Annotated in this window: 22 protein-coding genes; 10 read left to right on the top strand and 12 right to left on the bottom strand. The window is 72.5% G+C overall.

Annotated elements, in window-relative coordinates; genetic code table 11:
- Positions 1-94: 94 nt before the first annotated feature.
- Positions 95-538, bottom strand: a complete 444-nt coding sequence (locus tag GAK38_RS19815) for a methyl-accepting chemotaxis protein (protein ID WP_325346671.1) — start codon at positions 536-538, stop codon at positions 95-97.
- 149 nt (positions 539-687) lie between these two features.
- Between GAK38_RS19815 and GAK38_RS19810 the strand changes: the two genes are divergently transcribed.
- The 6 genes from GAK38_RS19810 to GAK38_RS19785 all read left to right on the top strand — a co-directional run bounded on the left by GAK38_RS19810 (position 688) and on the right by GAK38_RS19785 (position 7,813).
- A complete protein-coding gene (locus GAK38_RS19810) occupies positions 688-1,356 on the top strand; it encodes a site-2 protease family protein (protein WP_325346670.1) in 669 nt (222 codons plus the stop codon).
- A gap of 29 nt (positions 1,357-1,385) precedes the next feature.
- Positions 1,386-2,687 (top strand): tryptophan--tRNA ligase, encoded by a 1,302-nt coding sequence (locus tag GAK38_RS19805; RefSeq protein ID WP_325346669.1) that lies wholly within the window; start codon positions 1,386-1,388, stop codon positions 2,685-2,687.
- A 95-nt stretch (positions 2,688-2,782) separates the two neighbouring features.
- A complete protein-coding gene (locus tag GAK38_RS19800) occupies positions 2,783-2,971 on the top strand; it encodes a hypothetical protein (RefSeq protein ID WP_325346668.1) in 189 nt (62 codons plus the stop codon).
- Positions 2,972-3,073: 102 nt separating this feature from the next.
- Complete coding sequence (locus GAK38_RS19795; RefSeq protein WP_325346667.1) at positions 3,074-3,808, top strand: response regulator transcription factor; 735 nt, start codon at positions 3,074-3,076, stop codon at positions 3,806-3,808.
- Positions 3,795-5,471 carry a FecR domain-containing protein gene (locus GAK38_RS19790; protein WP_325346666.1) on the top strand — a complete coding sequence of 559 codons (1,677 nt, stop codon included), beginning with the start codon at positions 3,795-3,797 and terminating at the stop codon, positions 5,469-5,471. Before GAK38_RS19795 ends, GAK38_RS19790 begins: the two co-directional genes overlap by 14 nt.
- Positions 5,471-7,813, top strand: a complete 2,343-nt coding sequence (locus GAK38_RS19785) for a CHASE2 domain-containing protein (RefSeq protein WP_325346665.1) — start codon at positions 5,471-5,473, stop codon at positions 7,811-7,813. Before GAK38_RS19790 ends, GAK38_RS19785 begins: the two co-directional genes overlap by 1 nt.
- A gap of 6 nt (positions 7,814-7,819) precedes the next feature.
- Here GAK38_RS19785 and GAK38_RS19780 read toward each other — a convergent pair whose 3' ends face one another.
- On the bottom strand, positions 7,820-8,608 hold the full coding sequence (locus GAK38_RS19780; protein WP_325346664.1) for a hypothetical protein: 789 nt from the start codon (positions 8,606-8,608) through the stop codon (positions 7,820-7,822).
- A gap of 57 nt (positions 8,609-8,665) precedes the next feature.
- On the opposite strand from GAK38_RS19780, the gene GAK38_RS19775 reads away from it, so the two are divergent.
- The 3 genes from GAK38_RS19775 to GAK38_RS19765 all read left to right on the top strand — a co-directional run bounded on the left by GAK38_RS19775 (position 8,666) and on the right by GAK38_RS19765 (position 11,948).
- Positions 8,666-10,972, top strand: a complete 2,307-nt coding sequence (locus GAK38_RS19775; protein ID WP_325346663.1) for an ATP-dependent DNA helicase — start codon at positions 8,666-8,668, stop codon at positions 10,970-10,972.
- Positions 10,973-11,085: 113 nt separating this feature from the next.
- Positions 11,086-11,382 carry a hypothetical protein gene (locus tag GAK38_RS19770; RefSeq protein WP_325346662.1) on the top strand — a complete coding sequence of 99 codons (297 nt, stop codon included), beginning with the start codon at positions 11,086-11,088 and terminating at the stop codon, positions 11,380-11,382.
- Between the two features lie 200 nt (positions 11,383-11,582).
- On the top strand, positions 11,583-11,948 hold the full coding sequence (locus tag GAK38_RS19765; protein ID WP_325346661.1) for a hypothetical protein: 366 nt from the start codon (positions 11,583-11,585) through the stop codon (positions 11,946-11,948).
- A 21-nt stretch (positions 11,949-11,969) separates the two neighbouring features.
- Here GAK38_RS19765 and GAK38_RS19760 read toward each other — a convergent pair whose 3' ends face one another.
- The 9 genes from GAK38_RS19760 to GAK38_RS19720 form a co-directional block, all read right to left on the bottom strand.
- Positions 11,970-12,446, bottom strand: coding sequence for a surface-adhesin E family protein (locus GAK38_RS19760; RefSeq protein ID WP_325346660.1), 477 nt, complete (start codon positions 12,444-12,446; stop codon positions 11,970-11,972).
- 45 nt (positions 12,447-12,491) lie between these two features.
- Positions 12,492-13,916 carry an aldehyde dehydrogenase family protein gene (locus tag GAK38_RS19755; RefSeq protein ID WP_443089249.1) on the bottom strand — a complete coding sequence of 475 codons (1,425 nt, stop codon included), beginning with the start codon at positions 13,914-13,916 and terminating at the stop codon, positions 12,492-12,494.
- Between the two features lie 88 nt (positions 13,917-14,004).
- Positions 14,005-14,193, bottom strand: a complete 189-nt coding sequence (locus GAK38_RS19750; RefSeq protein ID WP_325346659.1) for a hypothetical protein — start codon at positions 14,191-14,193, stop codon at positions 14,005-14,007.
- Positions 14,194-14,204: 11 nt separating this feature from the next.
- Positions 14,205-14,402, bottom strand: a complete 198-nt coding sequence (locus GAK38_RS19745; RefSeq protein WP_325346658.1) for a hypothetical protein — start codon at positions 14,400-14,402, stop codon at positions 14,205-14,207.
- Between the two features lie 206 nt (positions 14,403-14,608).
- Positions 14,609-15,013, bottom strand: a complete 405-nt coding sequence (locus GAK38_RS19740; RefSeq protein ID WP_325346657.1) for a KGG domain-containing protein — start codon at positions 15,011-15,013, stop codon at positions 14,609-14,611.
- A gap of 162 nt (positions 15,014-15,175) precedes the next feature.
- Complete coding sequence (locus tag GAK38_RS19735) at positions 15,176-15,526, bottom strand: hypothetical protein (protein ID WP_325346656.1); 351 nt, start codon at positions 15,524-15,526, stop codon at positions 15,176-15,178.
- Positions 15,523-18,123 (bottom strand): ATP-dependent chaperone ClpB, encoded by a 2,601-nt coding sequence (gene clpB, locus GAK38_RS19730; RefSeq protein WP_325346655.1) that lies wholly within the window; start codon positions 18,121-18,123, stop codon positions 15,523-15,525. Before clpB ends, GAK38_RS19735 begins: the two co-directional genes overlap by 4 nt.
- A gap of 49 nt (positions 18,124-18,172) precedes the next feature.
- Positions 18,173-19,918 carry a chorismate-binding protein gene (locus tag GAK38_RS19725; protein WP_325346654.1) on the bottom strand — a complete coding sequence of 582 codons (1,746 nt, stop codon included), beginning with the start codon at positions 19,916-19,918 and terminating at the stop codon, positions 18,173-18,175.
- Between the two features lie 87 nt (positions 19,919-20,005).
- On the bottom strand, positions 20,006-20,953 hold the full coding sequence (locus GAK38_RS19720; RefSeq protein ID WP_325346653.1) for an NAD-dependent epimerase/dehydratase family protein: 948 nt from the start codon (positions 20,951-20,953) through the stop codon (positions 20,006-20,008).
- A gap of 60 nt (positions 20,954-21,013) precedes the next feature.
- Here GAK38_RS19720 and GAK38_RS19715 point away from each other — a divergent pair, with 60 nt between their 5' ends.
- On the top strand, positions 21,014-22,078 hold the full coding sequence (locus GAK38_RS19715; protein ID WP_325346652.1) for a CDP-6-deoxy-delta-3,4-glucoseen reductase: 1,065 nt from the start codon (positions 21,014-21,016) through the stop codon (positions 22,076-22,078).
- A 248-nt stretch (positions 22,079-22,326) separates the two neighbouring features.
- On the opposite strand, the gene GAK38_RS19710 is transcribed toward GAK38_RS19715, so the two are convergent.
- Positions 22,327-22,612 (bottom strand): IS3 family transposase (locus GAK38_RS19710; protein ID WP_291783619.1); only part of this gene is annotated, 286 nt, incomplete at its 5' end.

Raw genomic sequence — 22,612 nt, 5'->3', positions numbered from 1 at the left:
TTGGGGATCGTGGGCAACGCCGCCGTTCGGGCGGCTATCGCTGCGTTCTTCGTTTTCGTCTTGCTCGTCGGCATACATGCTCCTCATTGACATGCTATGCCTCACACACAAAATTTCGGACAGGCTCGACCAGGTCGGTCAGCGTGTCCTCCATCGTGCCCAGCGCGCCGAGCAGGCGGCCGAAGTCGCCGCGCAGGTCGGTGGTGAACTCCTGGCTCAGGTCGCCTGCCGCGACCGTCTCGGCGATCAGGATCGCCTGGTTCAGCGGGCCGACGATGCCGCGGCGCAGCGATACGAAGGCCACCGCACTCAACACCAGCGCCACCGCGCCCAGACCTTCGAGCCAGGCGCGGGTGCTGGCGAGCTGCGCCTCGGCATGGCCCAGCGTGCGCTCCACCGCGATCCGCTGCTCGGCCGGCAACCGGCTCGCCGCCGACAGCACGGCCTGGTCGTCGCGCTCCACGCTGCCGATGCCCGACAGTCCCACGCACATAATGGCCACCACCAGCAGCGCGAGCGCGCCGAACACGATCACCAACCGGGTGCCAATCCTCAAACCCAATCTTTCGGCCACTGCTTGTCTCCTGTAAGTGCCTGTCACGGCCGTCGGTATGTGTCCAACCGCTACGGAGGGCAATGCTACAACGCCGGACCGTTGCCCCATACACCTTCTGAGACAATCCCGCGGTGGACTTCTCCAACCTCATCCAGACCGTTCTCGTTTATGCCCTGCCGGTGCTCTTCGCAATCACCGTCCACGAAGCAGCCCATGGCTACGCGGCCCGCCACTTCGGCGACCCGACGGCTGCGATGCTCGGGCGCATCACCCTCAACCCGGCCAGGCACATCGACCCCGTCGGCACCATCCTGATGCCGCTGCTGCTGTACTTCGCCACGTCGGGCGCCTTCCTGTTCGGCTATGCCAAGCCGGTGCCGGTCAACTTCGGCAAGCTGCGCAACCCGAAGCGCGACATGGTCTGGGTGGCCCTGGCCGGTCCGGCCAGCAACTTCGTGCAGGCCGCGCTGTGGGCGCTGCTGCTGGTGCTGCTGGCCGCCGCAGGCGTGCAGGAGCGCTTCTTCCTCGCCATGGCCAAGGCCGGCGTGGCGGTCAACCTGGTGATGTGGGCCTTCAACCTGTTTCCGCTGCCGCCACTCGATGGCGGCCGCATCCTTGCCGGCCTGCTGCCGCGGCGGCAGGCGCAGTGGCTGTCGCGGGTGGAGCCCTGGGGCTTCTTCATCGTGATGGCGCTGGTCGTCGCCGGCGTGGTCGGCTCGCTGTGGCTGCGCCCGCTGATGTCGCTGGGCTACGGCGCGCTCAACCTGCTGCTCTCGCCGCTCATCGCCGTGCTGCGCTGACGCTCCCGTTCCCTCTTCCCTCGATCTCCATGAGCACCACCCGCTTCCTCTCCGGCATCAAGCCCACGGGCGCGCCGCACCTCGGCAACTACGTGGGCATGATCCGGCCCGCGGTCGCCGCGAGCCGGCAGCCCGGCGTCGAAAGCTTCTACTTCCTGGCCGACTACCACGCGCTGATCGGCAGCGACGACCCCGAGCGCATCCACCGCTCCACGCTGGAGATCGCGGCGACCTGGCTCGCGGTCGGGCTCGACCCGGACCACGTCGTGTTCTACCGGCAGTCCGACATCCCCGAGATCCCGAAACTGAACTGGCTGCTGTCGTGCGTGACCGGCAAGGGCCTGCTCAACCGCGCCCATGCCTACAAGGCCGCGCAGGACCGCAACGCCGCGGCCGGCCGTGACGCCGACGACGGGGTGAGCGTCGGCCTCTACATGTACCCGGTGCTGATGGCCGCCGACATCCTGCTGTTCAAGGCCGACAAGGTGCCCGTCGGCCGCGACCAGATCCAGCACGTGGAGATCGCGCGCGACATCGCGGCGAGCTTTAACCACCTCTACGGCGAGCACTTCGTGCCGCCCGAGGCGGTGATCGACGAGCAGGTGGCCACGCTCGCCGGCCTCGACGGCCGCAAGATGAGCAAGAGCTACGACAACACGATCCCGCTGTTCTCCTCGCGCGACCAATTGCAAAAGCTCATCGCCGGCATCCAGACCGACTCGCGCGCGCCGGGCGAGCCCAAGGAGACCGAAGGCTCGGCGCTGTTCCAGATCTTCCAGGCCTTCGCCACGCCCGGGCAGGCCGCCGACCTGCGCCGCCGCTATGCCGAAGGCATCGCCTGGGGAGAGGCCAAGGCGCTGCTGCTCGACCAGGTGGACGGCGCGCTGGCGCCGGCGCGCGCGCGCTACGAAGCGCTGATCGCCGAACCCGGCCGCATCGAGGACGTGCTGCTGGACGGTGCCGAGCGCGCCCGCGCCATCGCCACGCCCTTCATCCAGGAACTGCGCGCGGCCGTGGGCCTGCGCAGCCTGCGCACGCAGGCGCTGGCGCCGCCGAAGGCCGCGCCGGCCAAGGCGCAGCAGCCGGCCGTCTTCAAGCAGTACCGCGGGTCCGACGGGCGGTTCTACTTCAAGCTCGTGGGCGCGCAGGGCCGGCTGCTGCTGCAAAGCCGCGGCTTCGCCGCGCCGCGCGATGCCGGCCAGGCCATCGCCCGGCTCCAGCGCAAAGGCGAGGCCGCGCTGGCCGCGCTGGCCGGCCAGATCGACACCGCTGCTACGGCCGACGTCGCGCCGCAGGATCTCGCAGCGGCCCTGCAAAGCCTCGGCGCGTAGGACTGCGCCGCATCGGGACACACCTTGCTGCACAGCTTGCAGCCTCTTGCGCACAGGGCAGGGGCCGCGGTGCCGGGCATTTCGATAATGGGCCGATGGAAATCGACCCACGCAAACTGCAAGCCTTGTCCGCGGCGGTGCAATCGGCCATCGAGGCCCTCGACGAGCTGTCGTTCCTGCTGCACAACGCGGCCGGCTCGCCCCAGGCCCGGGCGGCCCGGGCCCAGGCGCAGGACCTGATGGCACGGGCCCGCTGCACGGCACCCCAGCCGCCGGCCCGCTGAGCCGCCGCGCTGCGCCCGTCCCCCGGCAGGCATCGGGCCGGCCGGAGGCCGCGCTGCATAATCCGCTCCCTCTTAACGCAAAAGAAGAGGGGGAAGGATTTCATGCGTATCGCAGCGCTGGACGATGATGCCGACCTGCTGGAACTGGTGCAGCAGGTCATGCATGGCATGGGCCATGTCTGCCACACCTACCTGGACGGAGCGTCGCTGCTCAAGGCGTTGCGGCGCGAGTCGTTCGACCTGCTCATCCTCGACTGGCACCTGCCGGACATCAGCGGGCCGGAGGTAATCGAATGGGTCCGCCGGAATATCGGCGACCGCCTGCCGATCCTGTTCGTCACCAACCGGCAGCAGGAGCAGGACATCGTCGCCGGCCTGGCCGTCGGCGCCGACGACTTCATGGGCAAGCCGGTGCGTGTCGGCGAACTGTCCGCGCGCGTCGCGGCGCTGCTTCGCCGCAGCTATGCGCCGCAACCCACTACCACGCTGGCTTTCGGACGCTACGTATTCCATCCCGACACCCGTTCGGTGGAGGTCGACGGCAAATTCGTCGAACTCAAGAACCGCGAGTACGACCTGGCGCTGTTCCTGTTCCAGAACATCGGTCGGCTGCTGTCGCGCGACCACCTGCGCGAAATCGTCTGGGGCCAGTCGCCCGAGGTGGCCTCGCGCTCGCTCGACACCCACCTCTCGCGCCTGCGCACCAAGCTCGACCTGCGGCCAGCCAACGGCTTCGTGGTGAGTGCGATCTACGGCGTGGGCTACCGTTTCGAAGCGGTCGATCCGCGGCTGGCCGGCCAGGACGGCGCCGCCGAACTGGCCCATGGCGACGCCTGAGCTGCGGCGGCTCGCGGCCTGCGCGCTGGCCGCCTGCGGGGCCGCGGCAGCCGCCCCGCAGGCGGCCCCCGCAGCCGGCGACCTGGCCCACACCGTGGCGCCCGGCGACACGCTGGTCGGCTTGGCGCAGCGCTACCTCGAATCGCCCGCGCAGTGGCCCGCGCTGCGGCGCCACAACCGCGTGCCCGACCCGCTGCGGCTTGTGCCCGGCAGCACGCTGTGGATGCCGGCCGCGCTGCTGCGCCCCCGGCCCGTCGACGCGCAGGTCGCGTTCGTGCAGGGCGACGTCCGTGCGGACGACGGCGCCGTGGCCGAGGGCGCCGCGCTCGGCGAAGGCGCGCGGCTGCGGGTGCCGGCCGGCGGCTTCGTCACCGTGCAGCTGGCCGACGGCTCGACCGTTCGGGTGCAGGCGCTGTCGGACATCGAGATCGTGCGCTCGCGCCGCCGCGGTCCCGGCGGCGCGGTCGAGGCGAGCTTCGCGCTGCGCCGCGGCGCCGCCGAGTCGGTCGTGACGCCCCAGGCCGCGCCGGGCCGGCGGTTGTTCGAGATCCGCACGCCGCGCGCGGTGGCCAGCGTGCGCGGCACCGTGTTCGACACCGCGGTCGCCGACGACGGCGGAACCGCCGCGGCGGTGACGGCCGGCACGGTCGCCGTCGCGGCCGCGGCGCGCGGCGCGGCGCCGGCCGCGGTGGTCGGCGCCGGGCTCGGCACCGCGGTGGCGGCCGACGGCCGGCCGCTGGCGGTGCGCCCGCTGCTGCCGGCCGTGGCGCCCGGGCCCGCCGCGCCGGTCGGCGAGCCCGGCCCGTTCACGCTGGCCTGGGCGCCGGTGGAGGCCGCGCGGCAGTACCTGGTGCGCATCGCCGCCGGCAGCGACTTCGCCCGCGTGGTGCGCAACGGCCGCGTGGAGGCGCCGCCGGCGCGCTTTGAGGCGCTGCCCGACGGCCGCTACACCGTCTCGGTGCGCGCCGTCGACGCGGACGGCGTCCCCGGCCTCGACGCGCACTGGCCGCTCGTGGTCAAGACCCTGCCGCTGCCGCCGCTCTACCAGCATCCGGCGCCCGGCGGCACCGTGTCGCGGCGCGACGGCACGCTCGAATGCACCGGCGTGCCCGGCGCGCGCGCCTTTCACCTGCAGGTGGCGCGCGAAGGCGAGGACTTCGGGCAGCCGGTGGTCGACGCGCCTCGCGCTGCGGCCTGCCGGCTCGACGCGGCGGCCCTCGCGCCCGGCCACTACGCCTGGCGCGCAGCCACCATCGGCGCCGGTCCCGGCGGCGCGGACGACGCGGGGCCGTTCGCGCCGGCGCAGCCGTTCGCCGTGGCCGATTCGCCGGCGGGCTCCGAGCCCGAGGCCGGCCACGACGCGGCCGGCGCGGCGCGCCTCTTCTGGAGCGGCCGGCCGGGCCAGACCTTCCGGCTGCAGATCGCGGCGGACACCGGCTTCGCCGCGCCGCTGCGCGACCTCGCACTTGACGCGCCGGCCTGGACCGACGACGGCCTGCCGCCCGGCCGCTACTACGTGCGGTTGCAGGTGCGCGACGGCGCGGACGGTTTGGCCAGCCCGTTCTCGGGGCCGCGCGAGTTCGTCGTGCGCGCGCTGCTGCGCAGCGACGGCGCGGACGGCGCGGTGCGTTCCTCCGACGGGCGGCCGGTAGGGCGCGACTGATGCTGCGCGCGGTCGTGCGCCAGTGGCGCCGCGAATGGGCGCTGCTGTCGGCCGTGCTGCTCGCGGCCGCGGCCTGGCTGTCGGCCAGCGGCGTGCTCGGGCGGCTGGACCGCGTGCTCTCCGACGCGGCGATGGCGCTGCAGGCGCACCCGCCCTCGCCCGAGCTTGCGCTCGTCGCCATCGACGAGCGCAGCATCGCCGCCATCGGGCGCTGGCCCTGGCGGCGCGCGCTGCATGCCGAGCTGGTGCGGCAGCTCGACGCGGCTGGCGCACAGGCCATCGGCCTGGAACTGCTGCTGACCGAGCCCGACGAGGACCATCCCGAGGACGACGCGCTGCTGGCGCAGGCCCTGGCCGCCAGCGGCCGCGTGGTGCTGCCGGTGAGCATGCAGATCCACGGCGGCGAGGCCGAGGCGCTGCTGCCGCTGCCGGTCCTGGCCGGCGCCGCGCGTGCGCTCGGCCATGTGCACCTGGAGACCGACACCGACGGCGTGGTGCGCAGCCTGCACCGGCGCGAGGGCCCGGCCGGCCAGTCGGCCTGGGACCACCTGGCCGCGGCCCTGCTGTGCACCGCCCGTCCGGGCGCCGCGGCCTGCGGCGACGCCGGCGGCGCGGCGGCGCCGGCCACGCCGCTGCCCGGCGCGGCCGGCTGGGAGTACGGGGCGACGGAGCTGATCCCGTTCGCCGGGCCGCCCGGCCATTTCCCCCGCCTCTCCTACGTGGACGTTCTGCGCGGCCAGGTGCCGCCCGAGGCGCTGCGCGGGCGCATCGTGATCGTCGGCGCCACCGCGGCCGGGCTGGGCGACCGCTTCGCCACGCCGCTGGCACGCCAGGCACGGCTGATGCCGGGCATCGAGGTCACGGCCAACGTGGTCGACGGCCTGCTGGCCGGCCGCCGCGTCGTGGCGGCGCAGCCCTGGCAGAACCTGCTGGTCTGCCTCGCGCCGGTGGCGCTCGGGCTGCTGTCGCTGCTGATCCTGGGGCCGCTGACCGGGCTGCTGGCGGTCCTCGCGCTGATGGCCGCCACGGTCGCGCTGGCCGCGTTCGCGCCGGCGCTCTGGGGCGTGCGGCTCGATGTGGTCGGAGGGCTCGCCGGGCTGGTGCTGGCCTATCCGCTGTGGAGCTGGCGCCGCCTGTCGGCCGCGGCGCGCTACCTGGGCCTGGAGCTGCACCGGCTGCGCTCCGACGCCGGCATCCTGCCGCCGGCGGCGCTGCCGGCCGGCGACCCGCTGGGCCGGCGCATCCTCGCGATGGAGCAGGCCACGACCCAGCTGCGCGACCTGCACCGCTTCTTGTCCGACAGCCTGCACCAGCTGCCGCAGCCGATGCTGGTCTGCGACCTGCGCGGCCAGGTGCTGCTCGGCAACGACGCGGCGGCCGAGCATTTCGGCTGCGCCGACGCGCCGTCGCTGCAGGGCCGCAGCATCGTCAGCCTGTTCGAGGGCGCGGTGCTGCGCTCCTCCGGCGAGCCACTGCTGCACGACGCCATGCTGGCCTGCGGCACCCTGCCGCTGCGCGGCGAGGGCACCGACGCCCGGGGCCGCACCATACTGCTCCAGTGCGCCCCGTTTTCCAGCGGCAGCGACGAGCAGCGCGGCTGGCTGCTGACCATCGTCAACCTCACTGCCATCCGCCGCGCCCGCCAGCAGCGCGACGAGGCCATGCGCTTCATCTCGCACGACATCCGGGCGCCCAACGCGGCCATCCTCACGCTGCTCGAAGTGCACCGCACCTATCCGGCCCAGATGCCGCTGCAGGAAATGCTCTCGCGCATCGAGCGCCACGCGCGCGCCGGGCTGGACCTGGCCGAAGGCTTCGTGCAGCTGGCGCGGGCCGAGTCGCACACCTATGCGCACGAACCGCTGGACCTGTGTGCGCTGCTGGAGGAATCGGTCGACAGCAGCTGGGCTTCCGCGCGCGAGCGCGGCGTGACGGTGACGGTGGAGGAATGCCCCGAGGCTGCGCCGACGCTGGGCGACCGCAGCCTGCTCGCGCGCTGCCTGGCCAACGTGCTGGGCAATGCGATCAAGTTCAGCCCGCACGGCGCCACGGTGCGCTGCGGCATCGGGGAGCGCCCGAACCAGTGGGCGCTGAGCGTGCACGACCACGGCCCCGGCATCCCGCCCGAAAAGCGCGCCCGGCTGTTCCAGGCCTTCGAGCGGCTGCACGGCCAGAGCCATCCGCAGCAGCACGGCATCGGCCTGGGCCTGGCCTTCGTGCGCACCGTCATGATCCACCACGGCGGCACGGTCGAGATCGACAGCATCGAGGGCGCGGGCAGCACCTTCACGCTGGTGCTGCCGCGGGCGCCGGACGATACTCCCCACTGTGATGACAGCTAGCGCTCGTCAGATGTTCGCCTGCACACCAATCTCCCCAGGAGTATATGGCACGGCCCGGGCCAGCGCCATCCACACCGCCAGCGGCAGCTCGGCGCGCGCCGGCGGCGGCGCGTTGCGCGCGGCCACGAGCCGCCCGCCTTCCTCCACCAGCACGCCGCATTCGGCCGGCACCTCCGACGGATCGGCAATGCAGCGCCCGCGCGCATCGCTGCCCAGCACGTACCAGCAGGCGCCCAGGTCCAGGTAGGCGCCGCGCTTGGCCGGGCGCTTGAGGTCGGCCAGCAGGTCGGAGCGCTGCACCTTCACCTCGTGCACCACCGGCTCCACGTAGGTGGCGACCGTGGTGTTGCGGATCGAAAAGACATCGGGCCGGACCATGCCCCAGAGCGCACCGGGCGGCGCCGGCGCGGCCGGCTCGCCCAGCAGGTCGGCGCCGGCCGGCGCCACGCCCTCGGCCGCGGCGGCCGGCAGGCGCGCCCGCAGCGCCAGCCCGCGCCAGGCGATGCGCCCGGCCGCCGCCAGCTGGGCCGCGACGCGCTGCGCGAGCGCCTCGTGGGCCGACAGCGCGGCGCGGTTGCGTGCGGCCTGTGCAGCGGCCAGCCGCAGGCCGGCCTCGGTCAGGCGCAGCGTCTCGCGGCCCCGGTCGTCCACCAGGCGCTCCAGCATGCCGCCGGCCAGCAGCTCGATCTCGACGATGTCCTGGCAGGGCCAGCCCGCGGAGCGGTACAGCTCGCGCAGGCGCCGCGCATGCTGGCGACCCCAGGCAGGCGCAGGGGTGGCGGTGTCGTCGGTCATCGGCAGGGGCGGCAGTGCGGCATTCGGTAGACTGTTGTTTTTTACAGTATATCGACCGTGCCCGTACCACCCCCGGCCAGCGACCCCACGACGGGCTACACCGTCGCGGTGCGCGCGCTCTGCGAGTTCACCGCCCGCACCGGCGACCTGGATCTGCGCGCCGGCGCCGCGCCCACCGCGCAGGAAGGCATCGCCGGCCATCAGGTCGTGGCCGGACGCAAGGCCGCGGGCTACGAGCGCGAGGTGACGCTGGCCGGCCGCTGGCGCCACGTGCGGGTGCGCGGCCGCGCCGATGGCTACGACCCGGCCGCCAACCGGCTCGACGAGGTCAAGACCCACCGCGGTCCGCTCGCGCTGCAAAGCGCCTCGCAGCGCGCGCTGCACTGGGCCCAGGCCCGCGTCTACGGCTGGCTGCTCTGCGCCGCGCGCGGCCTGCCGCGCATCACGCTCGCGCTGGTCTACCTCGACATCGCCACCGGCCGCGAGACGGTGCTGACGGAAGACCACACGGCCGATGCGCTGCGCGCCTTCTTCGAGGACCAGTGCGAGCGCTTCGCCGGCTGGGCCGACCAGGAGCTGGCCCACCGCGCCGCGCGCGATGCCGCCCTGCAGGAGCTGCGCTTTCCGCATGCGCAGATGCGCCCGGGCCAGCGCCTGCTGGCCGAGGCGGTCTGGCGCGCCGCGCGTGCCGGCCGCTGTCTCGCGGCCGAGGCGCCCACCGGCGTGGGCAAGACGCTGGGCACCCTGTTCGCGCTGCTCAAGGCCGTGCCGGGCCAGCGCATCGACCGCGTGTTCTACCTCACGGCCAAGACGCCGCAGCGGCGGCTGGCGCTCGACGCCATGGCGTCGCTCGCGCCCGCGGCCGGCGGGCCGCGGGTGCTGGAGCTGGTCGCGCGCGAGAAGGCCTGCGAACACCCGGGCAGCGCCTGCACCGGCGCGGCCTGCCCGCGCGCCCGCGGCTTCTACGACCGGCTGCCGGCCGCGCGCGCCGAAGCGGTCGCGCGGCCGCTGCTCGACAGGCAAGCACTGCGCACGCTCGCCACCGCCCACGGCATCTGTCCCTACTACCTGGGCCAGGAACTGGCGCGCTGGTGCGACGTGGTCGTGGGCGACTACAACCACTGGTTCGACAGCGGCGCCGCGCTGCACCTGCTGGCCGCGGCCGAGGACTGGCAATGCGGCCTGCTGGTCGACGAGGCCCACAACCTGACCGAGCGGGCCCGTGCCATGTACTCGGCGGCGCTGTCGCAGTCCACGCTGCGCGCGCTGCGCCGCGCCGCGCCACAGCTCCGGGGCGCCTGTGACCGCCTGCAGCGGGCCTGGAACGCAGCCAACCGCGCCTGCGCCCCCGACGGCGCCCTACCCGCCTACCGCGTGCTGCCCGAGCCGCCCACGGCCTGGCTCGATGCCCTGCGCCTGGCCTGCGCCGCCATCGGCGACCACCTGGCCGAAACGCCGCAGGCGCTCGATGCCGAACTCCAGCGCTTCTATTTCGACGCCCTGCATCTGCTGCGCCTGGCCGAGCGCTTCGACGCGAGCCATTCGGTCTACGACCTCCAGCCGCTGCCCCGGGGCCGCGACACGGTGCTGACCCTGCGCAACATCGTGCCGGCGCCGCACCTCGCGCCGCGCTGGGCGGCGGCTCACACGGCCACGCTGTTCTCGGCCACGCTGAGCCCCGCGGCCTTCCATGCCGACCTGCTCGGCCTGCCGGAGGACGCGGCCCGCGTCGATGCGCCCTCGCCGTTCGACGCGACGCAGCTGTCGGTGCGGGTGGCCCGCCACATCTCCACGCGCTGGGCCGACCGCGCGCGCTCGCTGGAACCCATCGCCGACCTGCTGGCCGCGCAGTACGCGGCCGCGCCCGGCAACTACCTGGCCTTCTTCAGCAGCCACGACTACCTGGCCCAGGCCGCCGCCACGATGCGTGCGCGCCATCCCGGCCTGCCGCTGTGGCAGCAGGAGCGGCAGATGGACGAGGCCGCGCGCGACGCCTTCCTGGCCCGCTTCGCGCCCGGCGGCCGGGGCATCGGCTTCGCCGTGCTCGGCGGCGCGTTCGCCGAGGGCATCGACCTGCCGGGCAGCCGCCTGGTCGGCGCCTTCATCGCCACGCTGGGCCTGCCGCAGACCAACCCGGTCAACGAGCAGCGCCGCCACCGGCTGCAGCAGGCCTTCGGCACCGGCTACGACTACGCCTACCTCTACCCCGGCCTGCAGAAAGTGGTGCAGGCCGCCGGCCGCGTCATCCGCACACCCGAGGACCGCGGCGTGGTGCACCTGATGGACGACCGCTTCGCCCGGGTGGAAGTGCAGCGGCTGCTGCCGGCCTGGTGGTTCGCCCCGGCGCCGGCCGACCTGCGCTGATCCTGCGCCAGCCCGGCGGCTTGTCCGCGGCTCCCAGGGGTGGCAGTCCTACAACCCCCGGGCATCCCGCTTCCCACAATGCACCTACCGTCCATCTTTCCAACGGAGCCAGCATGTTCAACCTCTTCCAGCCCCCCGCCGACAGCCACCTCAAGCGCGCCGCCGCCATGCTGCGTGAGGCCCACATGGCCCGCATCGAGCACCAGGCTGCTGCCGAGCACCACGGCGCCCTGGCGCGCATGTATGCCGAGCGCGCCGCCTGGCTCGAAAAGGAACTGCACCCCGAGGCCGCCATGGCCGTGCCGCTGGCGACGCCGCGCGGCGACGCCTTCGACGGCACCGGCAAGCGCCCGGCCGACAGCTCCATCCTCTACCATCCGTTCGACAACAAGCGCCGCCTCGAAGGCTGAACATACCCCTACCCCTCGTCCTCTCCAGCCCGTATGTCGTGCGGGCTGTAGCCACATACTCCCAGGACAACACCTGGATGCATGTCGGCTCGCACGGCAGGCCATGCGCGGTGTGCTCCTACACGGCGGTGCCGCGGCGCAGCGTAGAAGCAGACGCACCTTTCCTCCCGTTCGCACCCACACCAAGGAGATCCTTCGAGATGTCATCGACCCTGCACCAGACTCCCGCCGCGCGCCACTCCGCGCGCCTGCTCATGCTCGGCGCCGCCTTTGCGGCGGCGTTCGCGCTGACCGCCTGCGACCGCAAGACATCCAACCCGCCGACGCCCTCGACCACCACCCCCGCTCCGGAGGCGAGCCCGCCGTCTGCCCCGCCCGAGCAGCCCGCCGTGCCGACGACGCCGTCCGACAGCGGCAGCACCAGCACGCCGGGGTCCACTGGCGGCGTGAGCGGCTCCGGCACGGGCGGCGATGCTGCCGGCACGGGTGCCGCAGGCACCACCACGACCACGCCGCCCGCCACCGACGGCGCCGCCGGCGCCGGCTCGTCGCAAGGCAACCGCTGACCGACCGGCACCGCGCCGCCTTCAGCGGCGCGCCGGGTCGGTCGACTGGACCTCGCCGAGCCGGCAGGCCGCGTCCAGGATGCGTTCGCTGGGATTGGGCTGCATGTCGGCGAAGGCCATCCTGGGCAGGTTGTCCAGGCCGAAGGTGACGTCGCGCCAAGCCCCCTGCCAGCGCGGCTGGTCGTAGAGGCGCAAGGCGCTGTAGCCGGCGGTCCGGTTCTGGCAATCGACCTGGACCGTCGCTTCCGCGGAGCGGTAGTTCTGGCCGTCGTAGCCCCGGCGCACCGAGGCCCGGCTGAACCGCACCCGGACCAGACGGAATTCATTGAACACCGTGACTTGGTCGGCGGCCACCTCGACCACATCGGGCGCCTGCGGCCCGCCTTCGCTGACGGTGAGCCATACCGACGGGTCCGCCGCAGCCCCGGCGCCTGCCGCGATGCCTGCCGTCAGCAGGAACCAGCGGATCGACGCGCGGGCAACGGTGAGAATTTTCATATGGCGCGCACTATATGCGATGCGCGCGGGCGGCCGCCCGCGGCTTCACAGCCAGCGCCGCAACAGCCCGGAAATGCGCTGGAAGCGCGCCCCGTAGGGCGGGCGCAGCCACTGCGCCGCGGGGTTGCCGCGCGCCGGCGCCAGCACCGCCTTGTCATGGCTCATGCGCCGGAAGCCGGCCTCGCCGTGGGCCGCACCCCAGCCGCTGTCGCCCACGCCGCCGAACGGCAGCCCCGGATGCGCGGCATGCAGCAGCGTGCCGTTGACCGTGACGCCGCCGCTCACCGTGCGGCGCAGCACTTCGTCGCGCATGCCGGCCGCGTCGCCGAACCAGTAGAGTGCCAGCGGCCGCGGGCGGGCGTTGACGTAGTCGATCGCATCGTCGAGCCGCTCGTACGACAGCACCGGCAGCACCGGTCCGAAGATCTCCTCCTGCATGAGCCGCATGCCGTCGGTGACGCCATAGACCAGCACCGGCGCCATCTGGCGCTGGAGCCTCGCATTGCTGCCGTCGGCGTCGGCCGGCTCGATCACCTCGACCTGGGCGCCGAGCTGGGCGGCGTTCTGCAACAGCGCCTGGAGACGCGCATGGTGGTGGGCATCGACCACCGAGGCGTAGTCCGGGTTGCCGGCAAAGCGCGGGTAGAGCCGCAGCGCGGCCGCGCGGAAGGCGTCGGCGAAGGCGGCCTCGCTGCCGCGCGGCACCAGCACGTAGTCCGGGGCGACGCAGGTCTGGCCGGCGTTGAGCAGCTTGCCGTGGGCGATGGAGGCAGCCGCCTTGTGGAGGTCGCAGCCCGCGTCGATGATGCAGGGGCTCTTGCCGCCCAGCTCCAGCGTCGTGGGCGTCAGGTGGACGGCCGCGGCCTGGGCCACGCGGCGACCGGTCTGGGAGGAGCCGGTGAAGAACAGGTGGTCGAACGGCAATCCCGCGAAGGCCGTCGCCACGGCCACGCCGCCGGTGGCGACCCCGAACTCCTCGGGCGAGAAGAACCTGCCCGCCAGGCGCGCCAGCTGCGCCGCCGTGTGCGGCGCCCGTTCACTGGGCTTGAGCATCACGCGGTTGCCGGCCGCGAAGGCCGCGACCACCGGCGCGAGCGACAGCAGCAGCGGGTAGTTCCAGGGCGCCATCACGCCCACCACGCCGAGCGGCTGCGGCTGTACCCAGGCCTGCGCCGGGTGCAGGTACCAGGGCGTGGATATGCGACGCCGCCGCGTCCACCGGGGCAGTTGGCGCAGCGCGTCGGACAGCAGCGCACGCAGCACCGACAGCTCGGCCATCTCGGTCACGGCGGCGGACCGGACGCCGAAGTCCGCTTCGACCGCGACGCTCAGTTCCGGCGCATGTTCGCCGAGCAGCTTGCGCAGCCGCACCAGGCGTTCCCGGCGCACGACCAGCGGCACGTCGATCTGCCTGCGGCTGGCCTGGAACTGCAGGTCGAACAGATCGCGCAGGTCGGTGGGCATGCTCATGCCGGCCGATCATAGGCGGCCGGCCCGCGGCCGGCTGTATCGCCCTGTACCCCGCCGGGGCAGGAGCCCGCTATGCGCCGCGAAGCCGTCAGCGCCGCGCCGCGCCCTGCGCCGGCTGGGGCTTGTGGGCGGCCGACCCGTCGCGCGCCGCACCGGGCGGGCGCAGCGTGTCGCTGGTCTCCTTCTTCGGCCGGTCGTCGGTCTCGACGAAGTCCGGACTCGGCCGGTCTTCGTCCTTGTGGGTCCTGCCGTCGGGCGAATCGATCTGGGTGGCCATGGCCGGACTCCTCAATGGGCCTTGTCGCGCGCCGCGGCGTTGCGCTTGCGCGTGGCCGCGGCCTTCCTGGCCGAGGCGGAGCGTTCGGCCGCCGTGCGGCTGGCCGATGCGGCACCGCCCAGGCGGCCGCCTTTGTGCGACGAGGCGGTATGCATCGGCTTGCCGCGGCCGGAGCCGCTCTTCTTGCCGCCGCCGGTTTCCTTGTTCACGGTGGCCCAGGCGCGGCGCTCGGCCTCGCCCTTGGAGGTGCCGCGCTTCTCGTAGCCTTCCTCGATGTGCTCGGCCTAGCGCTTCTGCTTGTCGGTGTAGCTGGATTTGTCGCCACGGGGCATGGAGAACTCCTTTCGTCGGTCGAAAACGATACGGGCCGCACAACAGGCGGCCCGGCGCTTCGGGGGTGCGCCCTGCGGCGCGGTCAGCGGTTGTCGTTCTTGTGGCTCTGGCGGCCGGCTTCGGCATGCTGTTCGCTGCTGCCGCCGCGGGTCTGGCCCTGGCCGGACGAAGCATTGCTGCGGTCGCCCTGGTTCTGGCTGCCGGAGCCCGAGGAGGCGGAACTGCCGCCATGGCCTCCGTGGCTCTTCGCGCCAGCCTCGCGCGCTTCCTGCGAAGTGAACTCGTGGGCGTTGCCGCTCTCGTGGGCGGCCTTGCCGCCCTGCGAGGCGATCTCGCGCTGGCGCTCGGGGTCGATGGCGGCGAAACCGCGGTTGGAGCCGCCGCTCTCGTTCTGGCTGCGGTTCTGGCCGCCCTGGTTGCCCTTGTTGTCCTGGCCCTCGTTGCTGCCGGTGTGCTGATTGTGTCCCTGCGGGTTGTTCGATGCCATGGCAATCTCCTGGAAAAAGTGGGTGGATCGGTACGGGAGGAGCCCCGTCCGTCGTCACTTTCCGGCCGCATCGTCCACGGCTGTGTAAGGCGGCGCCTACTTGAGCGTCGGCCTGCATGCCGAGCGCACCGGCCCCTGTGAAGGCGCCCGCGCGGCGCCTCCTCAGCGTCCGGCGGGGCCGCGCTCCTTGGGCTGCACGTCGATCACGCCGGTGTCGTCCGCGCCGCGGGCAGCGAAGCGCCCGGCCGGGCGGAAAGCGCGCTCCCAGCCCTGCCGTGGGTCGATCCGCACGGCCCACGGCGCGACCGGCCGGCCGGTGATGCGCGCCCACAGCGCCCGCACGCCCCAGGCCGCGGCGAGCAGCAGCACCGCAGCCAGCAGGCTCAGGGCGAACAGGAGCCCCGCGGCCAGAGCCGCCAGCCGCAGGGCGAAACGGATGAGGCCGCCGACCAGGTCGGCAGGGCCGCAGGCGCCGCGCCGCGCAGCGCGCCCGTCAACCAGGCGCCCGGTCACGCGGCGGCCGCCGAGAACGCGAACACGCCCGGCTGCCGCACCGGATCGACGCTCACGTGGATCGTGTCCTTGGGCGCGAAGCGGCCTTCGAGCAGCAGCTTGGACAGCGGATTCTCGATGCGCTGCTGGATTGCGCGCTTCAACGGCCGCGCGCCGAACACCGGGTCGAAGCCGACCTTGGCGATCTCGGCCAGCGCCGCGGGCGACACGTCGAGCGCGAGGTCGATCTTGGCCAGCCGCGCGGTCAGCACCTTGAGCTGGATCGCGGCGATGGACTCGATGTTCTTCGCGTCGAGCGCATGGAACACCACGGTCTCGTCGATGCGGTTGAGGAACTCGGGGCGAAAGTGGTTCTTGAGCTCGTCCCAGACCGCTTCCTTGATCTCCTCGTTGGGCCGGCCGACCATCGACTGGATGATCGGCGAGCCGATGTTGCTGGTCATGACGATCACGGTGTTCTTGAAGTCCACCGTGCGGCCCTGGCCGTCGGTCAGGCGGCCGTCGTCGAGCACCTGCAGCAGGACGTTGAACACGTCCGGATGGGCCTTCTCCACCTCGTCGAGCAGCACCACGCTGTAGGGCTTGCGGCGCACCGACTCGGTCAGGTAGCCGCCTTCCTCGTAGCCCACGTAGCCGGGCGGCGCGCCGATCAGGCGCGCGACCGAATGCTTCTCCATGAACTCGCTCATGTCGATGCGGATCAGGTGGTCCTCGCTGTCGAACAGGAAGCCCGCGAGCGCCTTGCAGAGCTCGGTCTTGCCCACGCCCGTCGGTCCGAGGAACAGGAACGAGCCGGTCGGCCGGTTCGGGTCCGACAGGCCCGAGCGCGAGCGGCGGATCGCATCGGCCACGGCGGTGACGGCCTCGTCCTGGCCGACGACGCGCTCGTGCAGCTTGGCTTCCATCTGCAGCAGCTTCTCGCGCTCGCCCTGCAGCATCTTGCTGACCGGAATGCCGGTGGCGCGCGAGACCACCTCGGCGATCTCCTCGGCGCCGACCTGGGTGCGCAGCAGCTTGGGTGCGTCGGCCGTGCCCTTGGCCGATTCCTTGTCGAGGGCCTCCTTCAGGCGCGTTTCCAGGCCCGGCAGCTGGCCGTACTGCAGCTCGGCGACCTTGTTGAAGTCGCCCTTGCGCTTGAACTCCTCGATCTGGAACCTGAGCTTGTCGATCTCCTCGCGGATCTGGGCCGAGCCCTGGGCCGTGGCCTTCTCGGACTGCCAGATCTCGTCGAGGTCGGCGTATTCCTTCTGCTTGGCCGCGATTTCCTCGTCGAGCAGCGCGAGCCGCTTCTGCGAGGCCTCGTCCTTCTCCTTCTCGACGGCGGCGCGCTCGATCCTGAGCTGGATGATGCGGCGGTCGAGCCGGTCCATGACCTCGGGCTTGGAGTCGATCTCGATCTTGATCTTGGCCGCGGCCTCGTCGATCAGGTCGATCGCCTTGTCGGGCAGGAAGCGGTCGGTGATGTAGCGGTGGCTCAGCTCAGCCGCGGCCACGATGGCCGGGTCGGTGATCTCCACGCCGTGGTGCAGTTCGTAGCGCTCCTGCAGGCCGCGCAGGATGGCGATGGTCGCCTCCACCGTCGGCTCGCCGACGAGGATCTTCTGGAAGCGCCGCTCCAGCGCCGCGTCCTTCTCGATGTACTTGCGGTATTCGTCGAGCGTGGTCGCACCCACGCAGTGCAGCTCGCCGCGCGCGAGCGCGGGCTTCAACATGTTGCCCGCGTCCATCGCGCCCTCGGCCTTGCCGGCGCCGACCATGGTGTGCAGCTCGTCGATGAAGACGATGGTCTGGCCCTCGTCCTTGGCCAGTTCGTTGAGCACGGCCTTCAGGCGCTCTTCGAACTCGCCGCGGTACTTGGCGCCCGCGAGCAGCGCGGCCATGTCGAGCGACAGCACGCGCTTGCCCTTGAGCGAATCGGGCACCTCGCCGGCGACGATGCGCTGCGCGAGCCCTTCGACGATCGCGGTCTTGCCCACGCCGGGCTCGCCGATGAGGACGGGGTTGTTCTTGCTGCGGCGCTGGAGCACCTGGATGGCGCGGCGGATCTCCTCGTCGCGGCCGATCACCGGGTCGAGCTTGCCGGCGCGGGCGCGCTCGGTCAGGTCGAGCGTGTACTTCTTGAGCGCACCGCGCTGGCCTTCGGCATCGGCGCTGTCCACGCCCTGGCCGCCGCGCACCGCATCGATCGCGGCTTCGAGCGACTTGCGCGTGAGGCCGTGGGCCCGCGCGATCTCGCCGACGGTGCCCTTGGCATCGGCCACCGCGAGCAGGAACAGCTCGCTCGCGATGAACTGGTCCTTGCGCTTGATCGCCTCCTTCTCGGTGGCCTGCAGCACGCGGCCCAGCTCGGGGCCGACCTGCACCTGCTCGCCGCCCTGCACCTGGGGCAGCTTCTTGATCCCGGCCTCGGCCGCCGCGAGCAGGCCCTGGACGTTGACGCCGGCGCGCTGCAGCAGCGGGCGCGGGCCGTCCTCCTGCCGCAGCATCGCGGCCAGCAGGTGGACGGGCTCGATGTACGGGTTGTCGTTGCCAAGCGCGAGCGACTGGGCGTCGCCCAGCGCTTCCTGGAACTTGGTGGTCAGCTTGTCTTGTCGCATGGGTTGGAAACCTCCGGTTGCGTTCTAACTGGTGCCCGACCCTGCCAATTCAAGGGTCTTGCAGCGCCACGTCGATCCAGCCGCGCAGGCTGTTGACGAAGGCCAGACCTTCGGCGCGCGGCAGGTCCGCGACGCGGACCACGCCTTCGGCAACGCGGCCCTCGGCCAGCGCGATGGCGCGCCCCACGCCGGGCAGCAGGCCGCTGGCCAGCGGCGGCGTGAGCCAGCGCCCGCCGAGCTTCACCGCCACGCTGCCGCGGGTGAATTCGGTGAGCTCGCCGGCCTCGTTCCAGAGCAGCACGTCGAAGACGTCCGCCCCGGGCGCGAAGGCATCGTAGTGCGCGCGCCGCGTGGTCTTGTGGCGCACGAATTCGCCGTGCGCCTCGCGCAGCGGCGCGGCGGCCAGCCGCACGCGGGCCGGGCCGCTGTGGTCGGCAAAGGCGGGCGCCTCGGCCTCGATGCGCCCGTCGGCCTGCAGCAGCAGCCGGACACGGCGCATACCCCTGGGATTATTGTCTGCCAGTGCTCTCAATTCGCGTGCTGCTGCCCCATGATCCCAGGGGTATGCAAAATATGCAGCGCTGGCGGCCAGGCGGGCCAGATGGGCGCCGGCATGGCGCAGCGCGCCGTCCTCCATGCGCAGCGTCTCCAGCAGCGCGAACGGCGAACTGGCGCGCAGCACGAAGGCCGCCTTGTGGCCCCACTCGGCCCATTCGCCGTCGAAGCCGGCGTCGATGGTGATGCCGCTGCCGATGCCGCAGCGCACCGCATCGCCCTGCACTTCCAGCGTGCGGATGGCCACGTTGAACGTCGCCGCGCCGCCCGGGCGCACGACGCCGACGGCGCCGCAGTACACGCCGCGCGCATCGGGCTCCAGCGCGCGGATGGTCCGCATCGCCTGCACCTTGGGCGCGCCGGTGACCGAGCCGCAGGGGAACAGCGCGGCGAACACGCCGGCCAGCGTGGTGCCGGGCCGGGTGCGGGCGGTGACGTCGGTGGTCATCGACCAGACGGTGGGCAGCGCCTCGGTGTGGAACAGGCGTGGCACGGCGACGCTGTGCGGCACGGCGATGCGCGAGAGGTCGTTGCGGATCAGGTCCGCGATCATCACGTTCTCGGCGCGCTCCTTGGCGCTGGCGCGCAGCGCGGCGGCATGCCCGGCGTCGGCCTCGGGCGTGGCGCCGCGCGGGGCCGTGCCCTTCATCGGGCGGCTCATGATGGGGCCGCTGCCGTCCGGGCCCGCACGCCAGTCGAAGAACAGTTCGGGCGAGACCGACAGCACCTGTTCCTCGCCGGTGTCGATGCAGGCCGCATAGGTGCCGGGCTGGGCGCGCTGGAGCGCAGCGAACAGCGCCTGCGGCGTGCCCTGGCGCAGCCGGCCGCGCATGCGGTCGGTGTGGTTGATCTGGTAGACCTCACCGGAGGCGATGCGGCGGTGGATGTCGGCGACGGCCTCGCGCGCGTCGCGGGCCGACAGCGGCGCATGCCAGTCGACGGTGGCGGCGGCGCCGGCCGCATCGGGCCAGGGCCGCGGCGCATCGAACACGCCGAACCAGGCCAGCGGGCCGCCGGCGCGTGGATGCACCGCCAGCGCGGCATCGAAGGCCGGCGCCGCCTCGTAGCGCACGAAGCCCACGCACCAGCGGCCGGCAGCCGCATGGGCCTGCACCGCGTCGAGCACGGCGCGCACCTCGTCCGCCTGCAGGGCGGCCAGCACGGCCAGCGGCTGCGCGAACGCGGCGCGCAGCGGCGGCGTGCCGGCGCAGGGCGCGATGAAATCCACAAGGGCGCACACGGGCGCCGCAGAACCGTTACCCACTCAATACCCCCCAGTGAAACCCCTTGCAGCGCTTATGCAAAGCGCGCAATGGGCATATACCCCCTACCCCTGCATGCCCGCACGCAGCCCTTCGGCCACGGTCGGGTACAGCAGCGGCACGCGCAGTTCGCGCGCGAGCCGTGCATTGTCGAGCCGGCGCGATTCGCCCATGAAGCTCAGCAGCGTGGTGGGCAGCGCGCGCTCGGCCTCGGCGCGCGCGATGCGCGGCGGCCGCGGCAGACCGTAGAGGTCGGCCGTGAAGTCCATGTAGTCGCCCAGGCGCAGCGCGGTGTGGTCGCAGACGTTGACCACACGCTGCGGCCGGCCGCGCCAGAGCGCGGCCACGCAGGCGCGCGCGAGGTCGTCGGCATGGATGTGGTTGGTGTAGACGTCGTCCTCGGCCGCGAGCACCGGCGTGCCGCGCGCCAGCCGCGCGCGCGGCGTGCCGCCCTCGCGGTCGCTGGCGTAGATGCCGGGGATGCGCAGGATGCCCGCCCGCGCGCCGCTGGTGCGGCCGAAGTGCCGCACGGCGCGCTCGGCATCCACCCGGCGCACGGCACGCGGCGTGGCCGGTGCCACGGCCCGGGTCTCGCGCACCCAGGCGCCGCCGCAGTCGCCGTAGACGCCGGTGGTGGAGCCGTAGACCAGCGCGCGGGGCGGCGTTCGGGTGCTGAGCGCGCGCAGCAGCGCCACCGTGCGGAAGTCGCGCCACCACACGGCCGCATCGGCCGCGGGCGGCGCCAGATGCAGCACATGCGTGGCCAGGCCCGACAGGCGCCGCAGCGTGGCCGGCGCATCGAGGTCGCCGGCCAGCGGCTGGATGCCGCGCTCGCGCAGCAGCGGCACGCGCGGCGGCGACGAGGTGAGCGCCAGCAGCCGCGGGCCGCGCCGGCGCGCCGCGCCGAGCGCCGTGGCTGCGCGCAGCCCGACGTCGCCGCAGCCGACGATGAGCACGCGCGGGCGGCGAAAGCGCGCCGGCAGGGCGCCGAGGGGGAAAAGGTTTGAAGGCAAAATCGTGGGTTCGCCGCCGTGACCCGGCCGCAAAAAAATTGCCCCGAGGATATCGAAAAGATGACCCCAGCCGACACGACGGCCGCCTTCGCCGCGCCCCGCATCACCGTGCAGCCCAGCGGCCGCGCGTTCACCGCCCAGCCCGGCGAGACCATCCTGGCCGCAGCCATCCGCCAGGGCGTGGGCCTGCCCTACGGCTGCAAGGATGGCGCCTGCGGCTCGTGCAAGTGCAGGAAGCTCGACGGCGAGGTCGTGCACGGCGAATACCAGGCCAAGGCGCTGTCGCCCGGCGAGGCCGCCGCCGGCCTGATCCTGACCTGCTGCGCGGTGCCGCTGGGCGGCGACGTGGTGCTCGAATCGCGCAACGTGACGGATGAGAGCGCCTTCCCGATCAAGCGCCTGCCGGTGCGTGTGGCCGCGCTGGAGAGGAAGACGGACGACGTGATGCTGGTGCGCCTGCAGCTGCCGGCCGTCGAGCCCTTCCGCTACCACGCCGGCCAGTACATCGAGTTCATCCTGCGCGACGGCAGCCGCCGCGCCTATTCGCTGGCCAACGCGCCGCACACCCAGGCCGAAGGCCCGCATGCGGAGCTGCACATCCGCCACCTGCCCGGCGGCAAGTTCACCGACCATGTGTTCGGCGCGATGAAGGAGAAGGAAATCCTGCGCGCCGAAGGCCCGTTCGGCAGCTTCTACCTGCGCGAGGATTCCGACAAGCCGATCGTGCTGCTCGCCTCGGGCACGGGCTTCGCGCCGATCAAGGCGCTCATCGAGCAGCTGCGCCACAGGGACATCCGCCGCCCGGCCGCGGTCTACTGGGGCGGCCGCCGCCCGGGCGACCTGTACCTCGACGACTGGATCCGCGCCGCTGCGGCCGAACTGCCGCACCTGGCCTACGTGCCGGTCGTCTCGCACGCGCTGCCGCAAGACGGCTGGACCGGCCGCACCGGCTTCGTCCACCAGGCCGTGCTCGACGACTTCGCCGACCTCTCGGGCCACCAGGTCTATGCCTGCGGCGCGCCGATCGTCGTGGAGTCGGCCCAGCGCGACTTCACGGCCCTGCGCGGGCTGCCGGCCGAGGAGTTCTATGCGGATGCGTTCACGTCGGAGGCGGACAAGCACTGAACATGGCAGATCAACCGCAAGCGGGCAAGGACGCGGCCGAGACTGCGCTTAAAGGAGGTGGTCGCAACACAGTGACGCGCAGGGGAGAGGTCGTCTACCGTCCATCCTTTCCTTGGTCGAGGACTGTCTTGTCCCTGTTGAAACACCTCGAACAAGCAGGCTATGCAGCGTCGCCACGGGTCATCGGTTCGGGCTTTGACGAAGCCGGACGCGAAACTTGATCTTGCCCCTGATTTACGGACACCTATCTAAGCGACATTGGCCAGCTCGTACTGCTCTGGGCTGAGGTAGCCCAGGGTCGAGTGCAGCCGGATCCGATTGTAGTCAACCTCAATGTAGTCAAACACATGAGCCTTGGCCTGCTCCCGTGTGGCGAGGTGTTCACCATGGATGGCCTCGACCTTCAGACTGTGGTTCCAACTCTCCATTGCTGCGTTGTCGTAGCAGTTGCCTCTGGCACTCATGCTGGCGATCAAAGCGTATTGCTCCAACAGGGCGCGGTGCTCGCGCGAGCAGTATTGGCTACCACGGTCA

This window comes from Xylophilus sp., from assembly GCA_009914555.1.
GTDB lineage: Bacteria > Pseudomonadota > Gammaproteobacteria > Burkholderiales > Burkholderiaceae_C > WNDY01.
This window is presented reverse-complemented; position numbering and strand designations above follow the sequence as displayed.